Raw genomic sequence first — 16610 nt, forward strand, 5'->3', positions numbered from 1 at the left:
GCCTCTTTTCGCGTGGTTCAGGTCCGGGCGTCCGATGCTCCAGTCCATTCGCAGCGCCAGCCAGCACTGGCTCGGCAAGATCGTGCTGTCGGTGATCTTCACCTTCCTGATCGCGGGCGTGGCGATCTTCGGTGTGGAAGAGTTCTTCCGCGGCGGGTCGAGCAGCACCGTGGTCACGGTCGGCAAGACCCCGATCTCGGCCGAGGAGGTGCGCACCGCCTACCAGAACCAGCTGCAGCGCTATCAGGCCCAGATGAAGCGGACGCTGACGCCCGACCAGGCGCGGGCGATGGGCCTCGAGCGCCAGGTTCTGGCCCAGCTCGTCACCGAGGCGGCGCTCGACCAGAAGACGACGGATCTCGGCCTCGCCGTCTCCGACGCGGCGGTGTTGCGGGCGATCCAGGACGAGCCGAGCTTCAAGAACGCGAACGGCACCTTCGACCGCACGCTGTTCTACCAGACGCTGCAGCGGGCGGGCCTGAACGAGCCGATGTTCGTGCGCGAGCAGCGCTCCGTCATCGCCCGGCTGCAGCTCGCCGACTCCATCGTCTCGGAACTGCCGGTGCCCCAGGCGGTGCGCGAGGCGGTGCACCGCTACTCCACGGAGCGCCGCGCCGCCGCCGTGCTGAGCCTGGCGCCCTCCGCCGCGGGCGAGATCCCGGCGCCGACGGACGAGGAGCTGACCGCCTACTACGACAACAACAAGGCCTCCTACCGCGCCCCCGAATACCGCAGCCTCAACCTGCTGGTTCTGGAGCCCGAGGCGCTGGCCAAGCCCGAGGAGGTCACCGAGGAGGATGCCCGGACGGCCTATCAGGCCAACCAGAGCCGCTTCGGCAAGCCGGAACGGCGCACGATCCAGCAGATCAGCTTCCCCGACGAGGCCGCCGCCAAGGAGGCGCGGGCCAGGATCGAGAGCGGCGAGGAGCCGTTCGAGGCGGTGGCCGCCGCCCGCGGGCTCGATCCCAAGCAGCTCGACCTCGGCACGCTGGCCAAGTCCGAGCTGTTCGATCCGGCGGTCGGCAACGCCGCCTTCGCCCTGGAGCAGGGCAAGGTGAGCGAGCCGGTCAAGGGCCGCTTCGGCACGGTGCTCCTGCGCGTGACCGCCATCGAGCCCGGCTCGATCAAGCCCTTCGAGGAGGTGAAGGACGAGGTCCGCAAGGAGGTGGCCCTGCGCCGGGTGCGCGAGAGCGGCTTCGACAAGGCGCAGGATGCCATCGAGGATGCCCGCGCCGCGGCCAAGCCGCTCGCCGAGATCGCCAAAGAGCGCGGGCTGACGCTCGCGACGATTCCCGCCGTGGACGCCCAGGGCAACGACCCGTCCGGCCAGTCCGTCACCGGCATTCCCGACAAGGAGACCACGCTCCCGGCCGCCTTCCGCGCCGATGTCGGCAACGACACCGAGGCTCTGCGCACCAAGAGCGGCGGCGCGATCTGGTACGATGTCGTGAAGATCGACCCCTCCCGCGAGAAGACGCTGGCGGAGGTGCGCGACGCCGTCGTGCAGGGCTGGACCAAGGCCGAGACCGACCGTCGCCTCGTGGCCAAGTCCAAGGAGCTGACCGAGCGCCTGGAGAAGGGCGAGGCCATCGAGACCCTCGCTCAGGAAACCGGCCTCCCCCTGAAGGAGGTGACCGAGATCGGCCGCAGCCAGAGCAAGGACGACCTCTCCCCCGAGATCGTCGAGCGGATCTTCACCACGCCGGTCGGCAAGGCGGCCTCCGCGCCCTCCGGCGACGGGCGCGCCGTGTTCAGGGTCACGGCCGCGACCATGCCGGCCTTCGTGCCGGGCACGACGACCGACGGTCAGCTCGTGAACTCCCTGCGCACGGCGCTCGCCGACGACGTCCTCGGCGAGTTCATCTCCGAGGTGCAGAAGAGCGCGGGCGTGAAGGTCAACCAGACCGCCTTCCGGCGGGCGCTGGGCGGCGAGTACTGAGGCGTCGATGAGCCAGTCTGCACAGGGGCCTGCGCAAGGGGCTGCTCACGAGGCCGTCGCGCGGGCCTACGCCGCGGGACGGCCGAGCCTGCTCGGCCTGACCCTGGTGGCCGATCTCGAGACGCCGGTGGCGGCTTTCCTGAAGCTGAAGGCGGGGCATGCCGGCCCCGGTTTCCTGCTCGAATCGGTCGAGGGCGGCGCCGTGCGCGGGCGCTACTCGATGATCGGACTCGACCCCGACCTGATCTGGCGCTGCCGCGACGGGCGCCCCGAAATCGCCCGCGACGCGGCGCTCACCGACTTCGCGCCCGACACGCGCGCGCCGCTCGACTCCCTGCGGGCCTTGATCGCCGAGAGCGCGGTGGGGGACGACGCGCAGGGTGCCGCCCTGCCGCCGATGGCGGCGGGCCTGTTCGGCTATCTCGGCTACGACATGGTGCGCGCCATGGAGCGGCTGCCCGAGCCCAACCCCGACCCGCTCGGCGTGCCGGATGCGATCTTCGTGCGCCCGCGCGTGATGGTGGTGTTCGACGCCGTGGCCGATGCGCTCACTGTCGTCACGCCGTTACGCCCCGCCGACGGCGTCAGCGCGACGGCCGCCCTGGAGGCGGCGCAGGCCCGCCTCGACCGGGTGGCGGAGACCCTCGAAGGCCCCTTGCCGGTCGAGGCCCGGGCGGATGTGGCGAGCCTGCCCCCGCCCTCCCCCGTCTCGAACACCGAGCCGGACGCCTTCCTCGGGATGGTGGCGAAGGCGAAGGAGTACATCGTCGCCGGCGACATCTTCCAAGTGGTGCTGTCGCAGCGCTTCGAGGCGCCCTTCACCCTGCCCGCCTTCGCGCTCTACCGCTCCTTGCGCCGCACGAATCCGGCGCCCTTCCTGTGCTACCTCGACTTCGAGGCGTTCCAGGTCGTCTGCTCCTCGCCGGAGATCCTGGTTCGGGTGCGCGAGGGCAAGGTGACGATCCGGCCGATCGCCGGGACCCGGCCGCGGGGCGCGACGCCCGCCGCGGACAAGGCCCTGGCGGAGGAGCTGCTGGCCGACCCGAAGGAGCGCTCCGAGCACCTGATGCTGCTCGATCTCGGCCGCAACGATGTCGGCCGCGTCTCGAAGATCGGCAGCGTCACCGTCACGGACTCGTTCTTCCTGGAATACTATTCCCAGGTCATGCACATCGTCTCGAACGTCGAGGGCGATCTCGATCCGGCCCACGACGCCCTCTCGGCGCTCGCCGCCGGATTCCCCGCCGGCACGGTCTCGGGCGCGCCCAAGGTGCGGGCGATGGAGATTATCGACGAGTTGGAGCGCGAGAAGCGCGGCCCCTATGGCGGCTGCATCGGCTATTTCGGCGCGCGCGGCGAGATGGACACCTGCATCGTCCTGCGCACCGCCATCGTGAAGGACGGCCGCATGCATGTGCAGGCGGGGGCCGGCATCGTCTACGATTCCGATCCCGCGTCCGAGCAGCAGGAATGCGTGAACAAGGCCAAGGCCTTGTTCCGCGCGGCCGAGGATGCGGTGCTCTTCGCGAGCCGGGCCAAGCGGGGGCAGTAGGCGCGCCGGCACGCCGTCTTGACTTGCCGTCTGCCCAGCCCCACCCCTCTCGCTCACGGCTATCCCGACACCGCCCTCATCCTTCGAGGCCGCTTCGCGGCACCTCAGGATGAGGGCGTGTCCGGGACGCAGGGCGCTACGGTTGAGTTTCGATGTCCAAGGTCCTCGTCATCGACAACTACGATTCCTTCACCTGGAATCTCGTCCACCTGATCGGACCGCTCTGCGAACGCATCGACGTGGTGCGCAACGACGCGATCGACGTCGCCGGCATCCGCGAGCGGGCGCCGGACGCGCTCGTGCTCTCGCCCGGGCCCTGCACGCCCAACGAGGCCGGGATCTGCCTCGACGCCGTGCGGGAACTGGGCGCCGAGATCCCGATCTTCGGCGTCTGCCTCGGCCTCCAGACCATCGGCCAGGCCTATGGCGGCGATGTTGTGCGGGCGCCCTCCCCCATGCACGGCAAGATTTCGACGATCCGGCACGAGGCGAAGGGCGTCTTCCGCGGCATCAACGAGGGATTTTCCGCCACCCGCTACCATTCGCTGGTGGTGGACCGGGCGAGCTGCCCCGACGATCTCGCGGTGACGGCGGAGGCGGACGGGCTCATCATGGGGCTGCAGCACCGCGAGCTGCCGGTCCACGGCGTGCAGTTCCACCCCGAGAGCATCCTCTCGAATCACGGCACGCAGATCCTGCGCAACTTCCTCGACATCGCCGCCGCGTGGCGGAAAGAGTCCGTGGCTCGCGCGTGACAAGGCCGGCCGCCGCGTGCATTGACGGCGTCGCACCCCCTCCCCCGACCGACTGCGGGCGGAGGACTCGAACCGAGCCACGACCCTGATGGACGCCTTCAAATCTCATCTCGCGGCCATCGCGGCCGGCGCCCCGCTGAGCCGGGAGCAGGCCCGCGCCGCCTTCGACGACCTGCTCTCGGGCGAGGTGACGCCGATCCAGGCCGGCGCCTTCCTCACCGCGCTCGCGGTGCGCGGGGAGAGCGAGGACGAGATCGTCGGTGCGGTCTCGGCGATGCGCGCGCGGATGCTGCCCGTCGCGGCGCCGGCCGGCGCCATCGACATCGTCGGCACGGGCGGGGACCATTCGGGCAGCTACAACGTCTCGACGCTGGCTGCGATCCTCACCGCCGCCTGCGGCGTGCCGGTGGCCAAGCACGGCAACCGCGCCGCCACCTCCCGCTCGGGTGCCGCCGACGTGCTCGCCGCGCTCGGCGTCAAGATCGGCCTGGCCCCGGACGCGCTCGCCCGCTGCCTCGCCGAGGCAGGGCTCTGCTTCATGTTCGCGCAGACGCATCACGGCGCCATGCGCCACGTCGCGCCGATCCGCACCGAACTGCCGTTCCGCACCATCTTCAACATGCTGGGGCCGCTCTCGAACCCGGCCGGCGTGACGGCGCAGGTCTTCGGCGTCTCGCGGGCCACCTGGGCCGAGCCGCTGACGCGGGTTCTGGCCACGCTCGGCAGCCGCCGGGTCTGGACCGTGCACGGCTCGGACGGGCTCGACGAGATCACCACCACCGGCCCCACCGCCGTGGTCGCGCTCGAAGCCGGCGCACTCTCGCACTTCACCGTAGATCCGCGCGAGGTCGGCCTGCCGCTCGCGACCCTGGAGGATCTGCGCGGGGGCGACCCCGAGCACAACGCCGCGGCCCTGAGCGCGGTGCTGGAAGGCGCCCGCAACGCCTATCGCGACATCGCAGTGCTGAACGCGGGCGCCGGGCTCGTGGTGGCGGGTGCGGCCGGGGCGCTGGCCGAGGGCGTCGCGCGAGCGCAGGACGCGATCGATTCGGGCGCGGCGCGGGCGACGCTCGCCCGCCTCGTCGCCGTTTCCAATGCGTGATAGACGGCCCCGAACGCTTCCGAGGAATAACCGATGGACGACATCGTGGCCGACGTGACCGCCGCTTCGGCGCCGGAACGGGCGAGCGTGCTGGCGCGCATCGAGGCCTACAAGCGCCGCGAGATCGCCGAGGCGAAGCTGCGCTTTCCGCTCGCCAAGCTCGAGAAGCAGGTCGCCAAGGCCGAGGCTCCGCGCGGTTTCGCCGACGCCATCGCCGCCCACATCGCGGACGACCGTCCGGCCCTGATCGCCGAGATCAAGAAGGCCTCACCCTCCAAGGGGCTGATCCGCGCCGATTTCAACCCGAAGACGCTGGCGAGGGCCTATGCCGAGGGCGGCGCCACCTGCCTCTCGGTACTGACCGACACCCCCTCCTTTCAGGGTGCGCCCGAGTTCCTGACGGAAGCGCGCGCGGCCTGCACTCTGCCGATACTGCGAAAGGACTTCCTCTTCGAACCCTATCAGGTCTTCGAGGCGCGCGCCTGGGGCGCCGATTGCGTGCTCGTGATCATGGCCTGCCTCGACGATGCGGAGGCCGCCGCCATCACCGAGACCGCGCACGATCTCGGCATGGATGTCTTGGTTGAGGTCCACGATGCGCAGGAGTTGGCGCGGGCCCTGCCCCTGGGAACTCGGCTGGTGGGCGTCAACAATCGCAACCTCAAGACCTTCGAGGTCTCGTTCGAGACGGCGATCGGCCTGAAGCCGGGCATCCCCGCCGACCGTATCGCCGTAGCCGAGAGCGGCATCGGCTCCCACGCCGACGTGCGGCGCCTCAAGGAGCACGGGCTCAACACCGTGCTGGTCGGCGAGAGCCTGATGCGCCAGCCCGACGTGACGGCGGCGACCAAGGCGCTGCTGTTCGGCGAGGCCGGGCGGTGAGCGGCGCCCTCACGCATATCGACCGGACCGGCGCGGCCAACATGGTCGATGTCTCGGACAAGGCCGCGACCTCCCGCACGGCGCTCGCCGAGGGCGTGGTGGTGATGCGGCCCGAGACGCTGGCGCTGATCCGCGAGGGCGATGCCAAGAAGGGCGACGTGATCGGCACGGCGCGGCTCGCCGGCATCATGGCGGCCAAGCGCACCCACGAGCTGATCCCGCTCTGCCACCCGCTGCTGATCACCAAGGTGCGCCTGACCTGCGAGCCCGACGACGCCCTGCCGGGCCTGCGGCTCACCGCGGAGGTGAAGGTGCAGGGCCAGACCGGCGTGGAGATGGAGGCGCTCACCGCCGTCTCGGTCGCCTGCCTGACGGTCTACGACATGGTCAAGGCGGCCGATCGCGGGATGCGCATCGAGGGTATCCGCCTCCTGTCGAAGGAGGGCGGCAAGTCCGGGGCCTGGAGCGCGGAGGCCGGGGCTTGAGCGGCCTCCTCTCCGTCGCCGACGCGCTGGCCCGGATCCTCGCGGCGATCCCCGGTCCGGTCGAGGCCGAGACCGTGGCCGTGCAGAGTGCGGCCGGCCGGACGCTGGCCGCCGATCTCGCCGCCACCCGCACGCAACCCCCCTTCCCGGCCTCCGCCATGGACGGCTACGCCGTGCGCGCCGCCGACATCGCCCCGGTTCCGGCAAGCCTGCGCCTGATCGGCACAAGCGCCGCCGGACACGGCTTCTCCGGGACGCTCGGGCCCGGCGAAGCGGTCCGCATCTTCACCGGCGCGCCCGTGCCGGCCGGGGCCGACGCGATCCTGATTCAGGAAAACGCCGAGGCCGACGGCGAGACCGTGACCGCCCGCGAGCCTGTCGCCGAAGGCCGGTTCCTGCGCCGGGCCGGACTCGACTTCCGTGAGGGCGACACCCTTCTGAGAGCGGGTGAGACCCTCGATGCGCGCCGGCTCGCGCTCGCCGCCAGTGCCGGCCACGCCGCGCTCCCGGTGCGCCGCAGGCCGCGGCTGGCCGTGCTCGCGACCGGCGACGAACTGGTGCGGCCGGGCGAGCGGCCCGAATGGGATCAGATCGTCGCCTCGAACGGCCTCGCGCTCGCCGCCCTCGGTCAGGAGGCCGGCGCCGAGACGATCGATCTCGGCATCGCCGCCGACGACACCGGTGCCCTGCGGGACGCCGTGGGCCGCGCCCGGACGGCGGGAGCGGATCTCCTCGTCACCCTGGGCGGCGCCTCGGTCGGCGACCACGATCTCGTCCAGGCGGCGCTCGGCGCGGAAGGCATGGAACTCGGCTTCTGGCGGGTGGCTCTGCGCCCCGGAAAGCCCCTGATGCACGGGCGTCTCGGGCCGATGCTCGTGATCGGGCTGCCGGGCAACCCGGTCTCCTCGATCGTCTGCGGCCTGCTCTTCGTGGTGCCCGCGCTCCGCGCCCTGCTCGGCGATCCGCGCGCCGGCGAGGACCGGAGCGAGCCCGCCCTCCTCGGCCGCGACATGCCGGAGAACGACGCGCGCCAGGACTATCTGCGCGCGCGGCTGGAGACGGCGCCGGACCGGCTGCCGGTCGTCCACCCGGAGACGCGGCAGGATTCCTCGATGCTCTCGGTGCTGGGCGCCAGCGAGGCCCTGCTGATCCGTCCCCCCCACGCGCCCCCCGCCCGGGCCGGCGATCCCTGCCGGATCATCCGGCTCGACCGCCGCATCGTCTGACTGGACGCCGGATTTCGCGGGACCGTTCGGATCGAGGGAAGCGCAAAAGTCTTGCATCCGCCCGATTTTCTGCCGAAGAGGGCGGCCTTTACCGGATAAAGGTCACCGGATCGAGCGGCGGAAGCCGCCGGGCAAGCGTGGGCTGGGAGCGTTGGGACCGATGAGCGAGACGCGGGAGCTGGGTTCGGCCGACATCCAGAAGGTGCTGGAACTGCTGCCCCACCGCTATCCCTTCTTGATGATCGATCGCATCATCGAGATCGACCGGGACGAGAGCTGCATCGGCATCAAGAACGTCACCGCCAACGAGCCGCAATTCACGGGGCACTTCCCCGGCCTGCCGGTCTTCCCCGGCGTGCTGCTGATCGAGGGCATGGCCCAGACGGCCGGGGCGATCTGCTGCCGCCATATCATGAGCGATGAGCTGCGGACCAAGCAGGTCTTCTTCATGACCATCGACAAGTGCAAGTTCCGCAAGCCCGTCGTGCCCGGCGACCAAGTCCGCTTCCACATGACGAAGATGAACCAGCGCAAGACGATGTGGTGGTTCCGCGGCGAGGCCCGCGTCGACGGCGTGCTCGTGGCGCAGGCCGAGATCGGTGCCATGCTGGTGACGGAGTGAAGTCTGTGCCCGAGGGAATCCACCCGAGCAGCGTCGTCGAGGACGGCGCCCGTCTCGGGGACGGCGTCAAGATCGGTCCGTTCTGCCATATCGGGCCCGAGGTGGTGCTGGGCGAGGGCTGCGAACTCGTCAGCCACGTGGTGCTCGCCGGCCGGACCACCGTCGGCCCGCGCACCCGCATCTATCCCTTCGCCTCCATCGGCCACCCGCCGCAGGACCTGAAGTACCGCGGCGAGCCCTCGACGCTCGCCATCGGTGCGGATTGCCTGATCCGCGAGGGCGTCACGATGAATCCCGGCACCGCGGGCGGCGGCCTGGAGACGGTGGTGGGCAGTCACTGCACCTTCCTCGCCAACAGCCATGTCGGCCACGATTGCCGGGTGGGCGACCACGTCGTCTTCTCGAACAACGTCATGCTCGCCGGCCATTGCACGGTGGGCAACTACGCGATCCTGGGCGGCGGCGCCGCGGTGATCCAGTTCGCCCGCGTCGGCGATCACGCCTTCGTCGGCGGCCTGTCCGGCTTGGAGAACGACTGCATCCCCTACGGCATGGCGCTCGGCAACCGCGCCTATCTGTCCGGCCTCAACATCATCGGCCTGCAGCGCCGCGGTTTTTCGCGCGAGGACATCCATGCCCTGCGCCGGGCCTACCGGCTGCTCTTCGCGCAGGAGGGCACGCTGATGGAGCGGGTCGAGGACGTGGCCGCCGAGTTCGACACCCATCCCGCGATCCGCGAGATCCTCGACTTCATCCGGGAGGGCGGCAAACGGTCGATCTGCACGCCCCGCGCCGTCGCCGCGGCCGCCTGAGGCCATCGGCGTGCTCGATCCCGCCCGGCCCCTCGCCCTGGTGGCCGGTGCGGGCCGCTTGCCGGAACTCGTGGCGGCCTCGCTCGACCGGGCCGGCCGGCCCTTCCGGGTGCTCGCGGTGCGCGGCTTCACCGAGCGGGCCATGCGCCGCCGGGCCGATGCCGTAGTCGACCTTCTCGACATCCCCGGCACCTTGCGCATCCTGCGGGAATGGGCGCCGGCCGCGGTGGTCCCGGCCGGCGGCGTGACCCGCCCGAGCCCGGCCGCGCTGCTGAACGCGGCCCATGCCGTGCGCAACCGCGACATCCTCAAGAGCCTCGCCGGCGGCGACGACCGGCTGCTCCGCGCCGTCCTCGCGCTTCTGGAGGAGAACGGGCACCGGGTGCTCGGCGTCCACGAGGTGGCACCCGATCTGCTCGGTCGGCCGGGACGGCTCGGTCGCCTGGAGCCGGACGCGGCCGCCGCCCTCTCGATCGCGATGGGTCGCGCCATGCTCGGCGCGCTGAGCCCCTTCGACGTGGGTCAGGCCGCCGTGGTGGCCGCCGAGCGCATCGTCGCGGTGGAGGGGCCGGAGGGCACCGACCGGATGCTCGCCCGCGCCCGGGCGCTCGGCCGCAAGCCCTTCGGCCGCGGGACGGCGCCCAAGGGCACCGTGCTCGTCAAGCTGCCCAAGCTCGGCCAGGATCTGCGCATCGACCTGCCCGCCATCGGCCCGCGCACGGTGCGCCGGGCCGCGGATGCGGGCTGCGCCGGCATCGCCATCGGTGCCGGCCATACCCTTGTGATCGATGCGCCGCAGACCGTCGCGGCGGCGGATGCCGCCGGCCTGTTCCTGATCGGCGTGGAGGTCGCGCCATGACGCACGGCACGACGCCCCGCACGACCCATCGGCGCATCTGGCTCGTCGCGGGCGAGGATTCCGGCGACCAACTCGGCGCCAAGCTGATCCGGGCTTTGCGCGCGCTCTCCCCCGAGGCGCTGACGCTGGGCGGCGTCGGCGGCGAGGCCATGGAGGCGGAGGGCTTCCGCTCGCTCTTCCCCATCGATGACGTGGCGGTGATGGGCTATCTCCCGGTGCTCGCCCGCGCCCGCACGCTGCTGCGGCGCATCCGCGAGACCGTGGACGACGTGGTCGCGGCGCGGCCGGACGTGCTCGTCATCATCGACAGCCCCGGATTCACCCACGCCGTGGCGACGCGCGTGCGCAAGCGCCTGCCGGACCTGCCCATCGTCGATTACGTCTCGCCGAGCGTCTGGGCCTGGCGGCCCTGGCGCGCCAAGGGCATGGTGCCCTTCATCGACCACGTGCTCGCCCTCCTGCCCTTCGAGCCGGAGGCGCATCGCCGCCTGGGCGGGCCCGCCTGCACCTATGTCGGCCATCCCTTGATCGAGCGTCTGGCCGAGCTCCGGCCCTCGCCCGAGGAGGCGGCGATCCGCGAGGGGCGCCCGCCGATCCTCGCGGTGCTGCCGGGCTCGCGCCGCTCCGAGATCGAGCGGCTGATGCCGGTCTTCGGCCGGACGGTCGCGGATCTGGCCCGGCGGATCGGGCCGTTCAAGATCGAGCTGCCGGCGGTGAGCCGTCATCGCGCCCTGATCGAGCGTCTGGCCGTCGCCTGGGAGCACCCGCCGCGCATCGTCCACGGCGAGGCCGCCAAGCACGCCGCCTTCCGCCGGGCGCGCGCCGCGCTCGCGGCCTCGGGCACCGTGACGCTCGAATTGGCCCTGGCCGGCGTGCCGATGGTGGTGGCCTACAAGGTCTCGCGGGTGGAGGAAGTCATCGCCCGCCGCCTGATCCAGGTGCCGACGATCGTGCTGCCGAACCTGATCCTCTCCGAGAACGCGATGCCCGAATTCGTCCAGGCCGAGTGCACCCCGGAGCGCCTCGCCGAAACGCTCGCGCCCCTCATGGCCGGCGGCCCGGCCCGGCGCGCCCAACTCGACGCGCTCGCCCGCATCGACGGGCGGATGCGGCTCTCGGAGGACGATGAGCCGAGCCGGGCGGCGGCGCGGATCGTGCTCGAGGCGCGGCGGGCGGCATGAGCGAGGACGCGACGGCGCCGGTGATCGCGATCTACGTCGACGCCGATGCCTGCCCGGTGAAGGACGAGGTTTATTGCGTCGCCGCCCGCTACGGGCTCCACGTCTACGTGGTGTCGAACGGCTTCCTGAACCTGCCGCGGGAGCCCTGGATCGAGCGTGTCGTCGTCGGCGACAAGTTCGACGCGGCCGATGATTGGATCGCCGAGCGGGTGGGTCGCGGCAGCGTCGTCATCACGGCAGACGTTCCGCTCGCGAGCCGCTGCGTGAAGGCCGGCGCGGTCGCGCTCGCTCCGAACGGCAAGGCCTTCACGGAATCCTCCGTCGGCCTCGCCCTCGCCACGCGGAACCTGATGCAGGATTTGCGCGAGGCCGGCGCGATCACTGGCGGCCCCAGGCCCTTCTCGCCGAAGGACCGTTCGGCCTTCCTCGGCGCGCTGGACCGCGTCGTGGTGCGCTTGAAGCGCGACCTGGGGCTTTGAGCGGAAGCGGGATCGGGCCCCGACCGCATGGTTGAGAGAACCGGTCCCGGATGAAGGCCGCGGCTTGGATCGCACGTCGTCATCGTGAGGACCAATGTGTCCTCGGCCCGGAAACGAAAACGTATGGCCCGCCCCGTCCGCAAGTGGCTCGGATCCGCTGGTCTGTGCAGTCTGCATAAACGTATCCGGCCTTCCGACAGCGCCGTTGGCCAAGATGGAGATCCGCGCGTCCTGGGCCTCATAAAGGGGGCGGCGTCGAGCGCCATTTTTACGGAGAGGCTTCCAGAACACCGGTCGACTGTCAGGCCATCTTCCTCTCACCGCCCGCAGACATCGGAAGGCCGGCGCGTCCGCGTCGGCCGAACTCGGATCAGGCGGCCACGGCCGCCGGCTCGTAGACCCGCCCGTGGCGCAGCAGCGCCCAGACGATGCGCGCCATCTTGGCCGCCAGGGCGACCACCGCCGTGTTCACGTGCGACCGCGCCAGCAGCCCGCGCAGCCACTGCCCGAGATGGGTGTCGCTCTGGCGCAGCGAGGGCAGCGCGGCGCGGGCACCCTGGACCAGCGTCTTGCGCAGGTACTTGCTGCCGCGCTTGGTGATGCCGACGAGCCGAGGCTTCCCGCCGGTCGTCACCTGCCGCGGTACGAGACCGAGCCAAGCCGCTAGATCGCGTCCGCGGGCGAAGGTGGCCACATCGCCGATAGCTGCCACCAGCGCGGTCGCGTTGAGTGCGCCGATGCCCGGGATCGTGGTCAGCCGACGAGCGTCCTCGTTGATGCGGGCCTGCTCGGCGAACTCGGCGTCGAGCGCGGCGATGCGTCGGTCGAGATCCTGCCAGCGTTCGCGCACCTCGGCCACGAGGGTGCGCATGCGCGGCGTAAGTGACGCGCCCGCGTCCGTGTCAAGCAACGCGGCCAAGCAGGCGGTGAGCTTGGCGCGCCCCTGCGCTACGACGTGGCCACGTTCCAGCAGGACGGAACGGATCTGGTTGGTCAGCGCCGTGCGCTCGCCTACGAGTTGGTCGCGCACCCGGTGCAGGGTCTGCACGTCGAGCTGCGCCTCGGACTTGAGAGCCACGAAGCGCATCGTCGGGCGTGTGGCCGCCTCGGCGATGGCCTCGGCGTCGCGGTCGTCGTTCTTCTGCGCCTTGACGTAGGGGCGCACGTACTCCGGCGACATCAGCCGGACGGTGTGGCCCTGCTCGTCCAGGATGCGGCCCATGTGATGGGCGCCGCAGCAGGCCTCCATCGCAACGACACACCCCGGCAGCTTCGCGCCAAAGGCGATCACCGCCTCGCGCCGCATGCGTCGGCGCAGCACGACCCGCCCCGCCGCGTCCAGCCCGACGAGGCTGCAGCTGTTCTTGCCCAGGTCGATCCCGAGAACCGCGATCGTCATCGTCCCGCTCCCTTCCTCATCTCGGCTACCCTGCAAGCCTAGCAGCGCAGCCCGGGTGAGGGGCGGGCCATCCATAAAGGGGCGCCGGAGCGCCCCCTTCCTCGCCGCGGTCAGCTGCGCTGGCCGATCGGCACGTAGTCGCGGCGATCCGGCCCGACATAGAGCTGGCGCGGACGGCCGATCTTCTGGGACGGGTCCTCGATCATCTCCGCCCATTGCGCGATCCAGCCGACGGTGCGGGCCAGTGCGAACAGCACCGTGAACATCGAGGTCGGGAAGCCGAGCGCCTTCAGGGTGATGCCCGAGTAGAAGTCGATATTCGGGTAAAGCTTCTTCTCGATGAAGTAATCGTCCTTGAGGGCGATCTGCTCGAGCTGGATGGCGACCTCGAGAAGGTCGTCCTTCAGGCCGAGCTCGTTCAGCACCTCGTGGGTGGTCTTCTGCATGATGCGCGCGCGCGGGTCGTAGTTCTTGTAGACCCGGTGGCCGAAGCCCATCAGGCGGAAGGGATCGTTCTTGTCCTTCGCCTTGGCGACGTATTTCTGCACGTTCTCGGGGTGCCCGATCTCCATGAGCATCTTGAGTGCCGCCTCGTTGGCGCCGCCATGGGCGGGGCCCCAGAGGCAGGCGATGCCGGCGGCGATGCAGGCGAAGGGGTTGGCGCCCGAGGAGCCGGCCAGCCGCACCGTCGAGGTGGAGGCGTTCTGCTCGTGATCGGCGTGCAGGATGAAGATCTTGTCGAGCGCGCGGGCGTAGATCGGGTTGACGACGTACTCCTCGCACGGCACCGCGAAGCACATCCGCAGGAAGTTCGAGGTGTAGTCAAGGTCGTTCTTCGGATACACGAATGGCTGGCCGATCGTGTACTTGTAGGCCATCGCGGCCAGCGTCGGCATCTTCGCGATCATGCGAAGGGAGGCGATCATCCGCTGCTGCTCGTCCGAGATGTCGGTCGAGTCGTGGTAGAAGGCCGAGAGCGCGCCGACGCAGGCTACCATCACCGCCATCGGGTGGGCGTCGCGGCGGAAGCCCTGGAAGAAGCGGTTCATCTGGTCGTGCACCATGGTGTGGCGCGTGACCCGGTAGTCGAAATCGGCCTTCTGGGCCGAGCTCGGCAATTCGCCGAACAGCATCAGGTAGGCGGTCTCGAGGAAGTCGCCGTTCTCGGCGAGCTGCTCGATCGGATAGCCGCGATAGAGCAGCACGCCCTCGTCGCCGTCGATATAGGTGATTTTCGACTCGCAGGAGGCGGTCGAGGTGAAGCCGGGATCGAAGGTGAACTTGCCGGTCTGGGCATAGAGCTTGCCGATATCGACCACATCCGGGCCGATCGTTCCGGTCTTGATGGGCAGTTCGACGTTTTTGTCGCCCACGATGATGGTGCTGGCGGAAGCGCTCATGGGATCGCGGACCCTTTCTCGCGACGGGAACAGCACCGGAGCGAAAGTCGAGGCCGACTTCCGCTCCGTTGTGGCGCCGCAGCGAAAGGCTGCGCCCGCCCACTGAGGCACCGGGTTAGCGGATCGGCCGACGCCCTACAACGGTCCACCACGCGCGGCGTCTTCGCAGATGCGAGAACCGGGCCGGTTCTGTCACCCGACGGAAAGGATTAATCTCTCTCCCCTGCCGCCATCGACGCCGCTCTGGCCCACGCCGCCCGACCCGGTTCGGCCATACGGCAGATCATGGTCTCAAGACGGTCCCGCCCGCAAGTCGCCCTGCGCCGCGATTTCTCGGACGGGCGCCTCCTGTAAGCCCTTTGCGTCCGGCGAAAGCCCGCGTGGAAGGGTGTGCCGCCACGGCCTGGAGCCGGACCGGCGCCGCGCCGATAGGCCGCGTGCCTCGCGGCCCGCTGCCTTCGAAGCTCGGGCGTTCAGGCGGAGAGCCGGTCGCGCAGGCGCCCGAGCGCCTCGTCCCGACCGAGCACGGCCATCACATCGAAGACGGGCGGAGAGGTGGCGCGGCCCGTCAGCGCCGCGCGCAGGGGCTGGGCGACCTGTCCGAGCTTCACTCCCTCGCTCTCGGCAAAGCCGCGCACGGCGGCCTCCGTGCTCGCCGCGTCCCACTCCGGCAGGGCTTCGAGCGCGGGAAAAAGCGCCCGCAACCGGGCCGGCGCCTCGCCCGCCAGCAGCGCTTCGGCCTTCGCGTCGAGCGCGAGCGGCCGCGATGCGGTGAGGTAGTAGGCGCTGTCGAGGAGTTCGACGAGGGTCTTGGCCCGCTCCTTGAGGCCCGGCATCGCCGCCGTCAGTTTTTCGCGCAAAGCCGGCGTCAGCGTTTCCGGCAGTCCGCGCTCGGCGCCGCGAGCGGGCAGGATCGCCTCAATCGCATCGACGAGGTCCGAATCGGCGCTGCCGCGGATGTAGAGGCCGTTCAGGCTCTCCAGCTTGGTGAAGTCGAACCGCGCCGCCGAGCGGCCGATCGCCTTCAGATCGAAGGCCGCGATCATTTCGTCCGTGGAGAAGACCTCCTGATCGCCGTGGCTCCAGCCCAGGCGCACGAGGTAGTTGCGCAGGGCCGCGGGCAGGTAGCCGCGGTCGCGGTACTCTTCGACGCCGAGCGCGCCGTGGCGCTTCGAGAGCTTGGCCCCGTCCGCGCCGTGGATGAGCGGGATATGCGCCATGGCGGGCACGTCCCAGCCGAGCGCCCGGTAGATCTGGCTCTGGCGGGCGGCGTTGGTGAGGTGGTCGTCGCCGCGGATCACCTGCGTCACGCCCATGTCGTGGTCATCGACCACTACGGCCAGCATGTAGGTCGGCGTGCCGTCCGAGCGCAGCAGCACGAGGTCGTCGAGGTCGCGGTTGGCCCAGGTGACGCGGCCCTGCACCGCATCCTCGACCACGGTCTCGCCCTCGGTGGGCGCGCGCAGGCGGATCACCGGCTTGACCCCCTCCGGCGCCTCGGAGGGGTCGCGGTCGCGCCAGCGCCCGTCGTAGCGCGGCGCGCGGCCCTCGGCGCGGGCCGTCTCGCGCATCTGCGTGAGTTCTTCCGCCGTGGCGTAGCAGTGATAGGCGTGGCCCGAGGCGAGCAGGCTCTCGGCCACCGCCCGGTGCCGGTCGGCCCGGGCGAACTGGTAGATCACGTCGCCGTCCCAATCGAGGCCGAGCCAGCGCATTCCGTCGAGGATCGCGTCGATCGCCCCTTGCGTCGAGCGCTCCCGGTCGGTGTCCTCGATCCGCAGCAGCATGCGTCCGCCGAAGCGGCGGGCATAGAGCCAGTTGAAGAGGGCCGTGCGCGCCCCCCCGATGTGAAGGAAGCCCGTGGGCGAAGGCGCAAAGCGCGTGACGACCGGTGACGACATCGGCGGCTGGGAGGCTTCT

The 16610-nt window shown here is 70.7% G+C and carries 15 protein-coding genes; 12 read left to right on the forward strand and 3 right to left on the reverse strand.

Annotated features, from left to right (window positions below; genetic code table 11):
* Positions 1–34: 34 nt before the first annotated feature.
* From BY998_RS08655 to BY998_RS08710, 12 genes are all read left to right on the forward strand, one after another.
* Positions 35–1939: a peptidylprolyl isomerase gene (locus tag BY998_RS08655; protein ID WP_110351225.1), complete on the forward strand. Its 1905-nt coding sequence runs from the start codon at positions 35–37 to the stop codon at positions 1937–1939.
* Between the two features lie 7 nt (positions 1940–1946).
* Positions 1947–3491, forward strand: a complete 1545-nt coding sequence (gene trpE, locus BY998_RS08660; RefSeq protein ID WP_110351226.1) for an anthranilate synthase component I — start codon at positions 1947–1949, stop codon at positions 3489–3491.
* A 152-nt stretch (positions 3492–3643) separates the two neighbouring features.
* On the forward strand, positions 3644–4246 hold the full coding sequence (locus tag BY998_RS08665; protein ID WP_110351227.1) for an aminodeoxychorismate/anthranilate synthase component II: 603 nt from the start codon (positions 3644–3646) through the stop codon (positions 4244–4246).
* 88 nt (positions 4247–4334) lie between these two features.
* On the forward strand, positions 4335–5348 hold the full coding sequence (trpD, locus tag BY998_RS08670; protein WP_110351228.1) for an anthranilate phosphoribosyltransferase: 1014 nt from the start codon (positions 4335–4337) through the stop codon (positions 5346–5348).
* A gap of 33 nt (positions 5349–5381) precedes the next feature.
* Positions 5382–6230: an indole-3-glycerol phosphate synthase TrpC gene (gene trpC / locus BY998_RS08675; protein ID WP_110351229.1), complete on the forward strand. Its 849-nt coding sequence runs from the start codon at positions 5382–5384 to the stop codon at positions 6228–6230.
* Entirely contained in the window at positions 6227–6715 is a 489-nt protein-coding gene (gene moaC / locus BY998_RS08680; protein WP_110351230.1) for a cyclic pyranopterin monophosphate synthase MoaC, read from the forward strand. Before trpC ends, moaC begins: the two co-directional genes overlap by 4 nt.
* Positions 6712–7941 (forward strand): gephyrin-like molybdotransferase Glp, encoded by a 1230-nt coding sequence (gene glp / locus BY998_RS08685; RefSeq protein ID WP_110351231.1) that lies wholly within the window; start codon positions 6712–6714, stop codon positions 7939–7941. Before moaC ends, glp begins: the two co-directional genes overlap by 4 nt.
* Before the next feature lie 160 nt (positions 7942–8101).
* Positions 8102–8563: a 3-hydroxyacyl-ACP dehydratase FabZ gene (gene fabZ / locus BY998_RS08690; RefSeq protein WP_110351232.1), complete on the forward strand. Its 462-nt coding sequence runs from the start codon at positions 8102–8104 to the stop codon at positions 8561–8563.
* 5 nt (positions 8564–8568) lie between these two features.
* Complete coding sequence (gene lpxA, locus BY998_RS08695; RefSeq protein ID WP_110351273.1) at positions 8569–9375, forward strand: acyl-ACP--UDP-N-acetylglucosamine O-acyltransferase; 807 nt, start codon at positions 8569–8571, stop codon at positions 9373–9375.
* 10 nt (positions 9376–9385) lie between these two features.
* Positions 9386–10234: a UDP-2,3-diacylglucosamine diphosphatase LpxI gene (lpxI, locus tag BY998_RS08700; RefSeq protein ID WP_110351233.1), complete on the forward strand. Its 849-nt coding sequence runs from the start codon at positions 9386–9388 to the stop codon at positions 10232–10234.
* Positions 10231–11415, forward strand: coding sequence for a lipid-A-disaccharide synthase (gene lpxB, locus BY998_RS08705; RefSeq protein ID WP_110351234.1), 1185 nt, complete (start codon positions 10231–10233; stop codon positions 11413–11415). The genes lpxI and lpxB overlap by 4 nt, the downstream gene beginning before the upstream one ends.
* Positions 11412–11894 carry a YaiI/YqxD family protein gene (locus BY998_RS08710; protein ID WP_110351235.1) on the forward strand — a complete coding sequence of 161 codons (483 nt, stop codon included), beginning with the start codon at positions 11412–11414 and terminating at the stop codon, positions 11892–11894. The genes lpxB and BY998_RS08710 overlap by 4 nt, the downstream gene beginning before the upstream one ends.
* Before the next feature lie 370 nt (positions 11895–12264).
* Here the strand turns inward: BY998_RS08710 and BY998_RS08715 are convergent, their stop codons facing one another.
* From BY998_RS08715 to gltX, 3 genes are all read right to left on the reverse strand, one after another.
* Positions 12265–13293 carry an IS110 family transposase gene (locus tag BY998_RS08715; protein WP_110351236.1) on the reverse strand — a complete coding sequence of 343 codons (1029 nt, stop codon included), beginning with the start codon at positions 13291–13293 and terminating at the stop codon, positions 12265–12267.
* Between the two features lie 110 nt (positions 13294–13403).
* A complete protein-coding gene (gltA, locus tag BY998_RS08720; RefSeq protein ID WP_110351237.1) occupies positions 13404–14693 on the reverse strand; it encodes a citrate synthase in 1290 nt (429 codons plus the stop codon).
* A gap of 473 nt (positions 14694–15166) precedes the next feature.
* Positions 15167–16591, reverse strand: a complete 1425-nt coding sequence (gene gltX, locus BY998_RS08725) for a glutamate--tRNA ligase (RefSeq protein WP_110351238.1) — start codon at positions 16589–16591, stop codon at positions 15167–15169.
* Positions 16592–16610 lie beyond the last annotated feature (19 nt).

It is taken from the genome of Methylobacterium sp. B4 (assembly GCF_003201865.1).
Classification (GTDB): domain Bacteria; phylum Pseudomonadota; class Alphaproteobacteria; order Rhizobiales; family Beijerinckiaceae; genus Methylobacterium.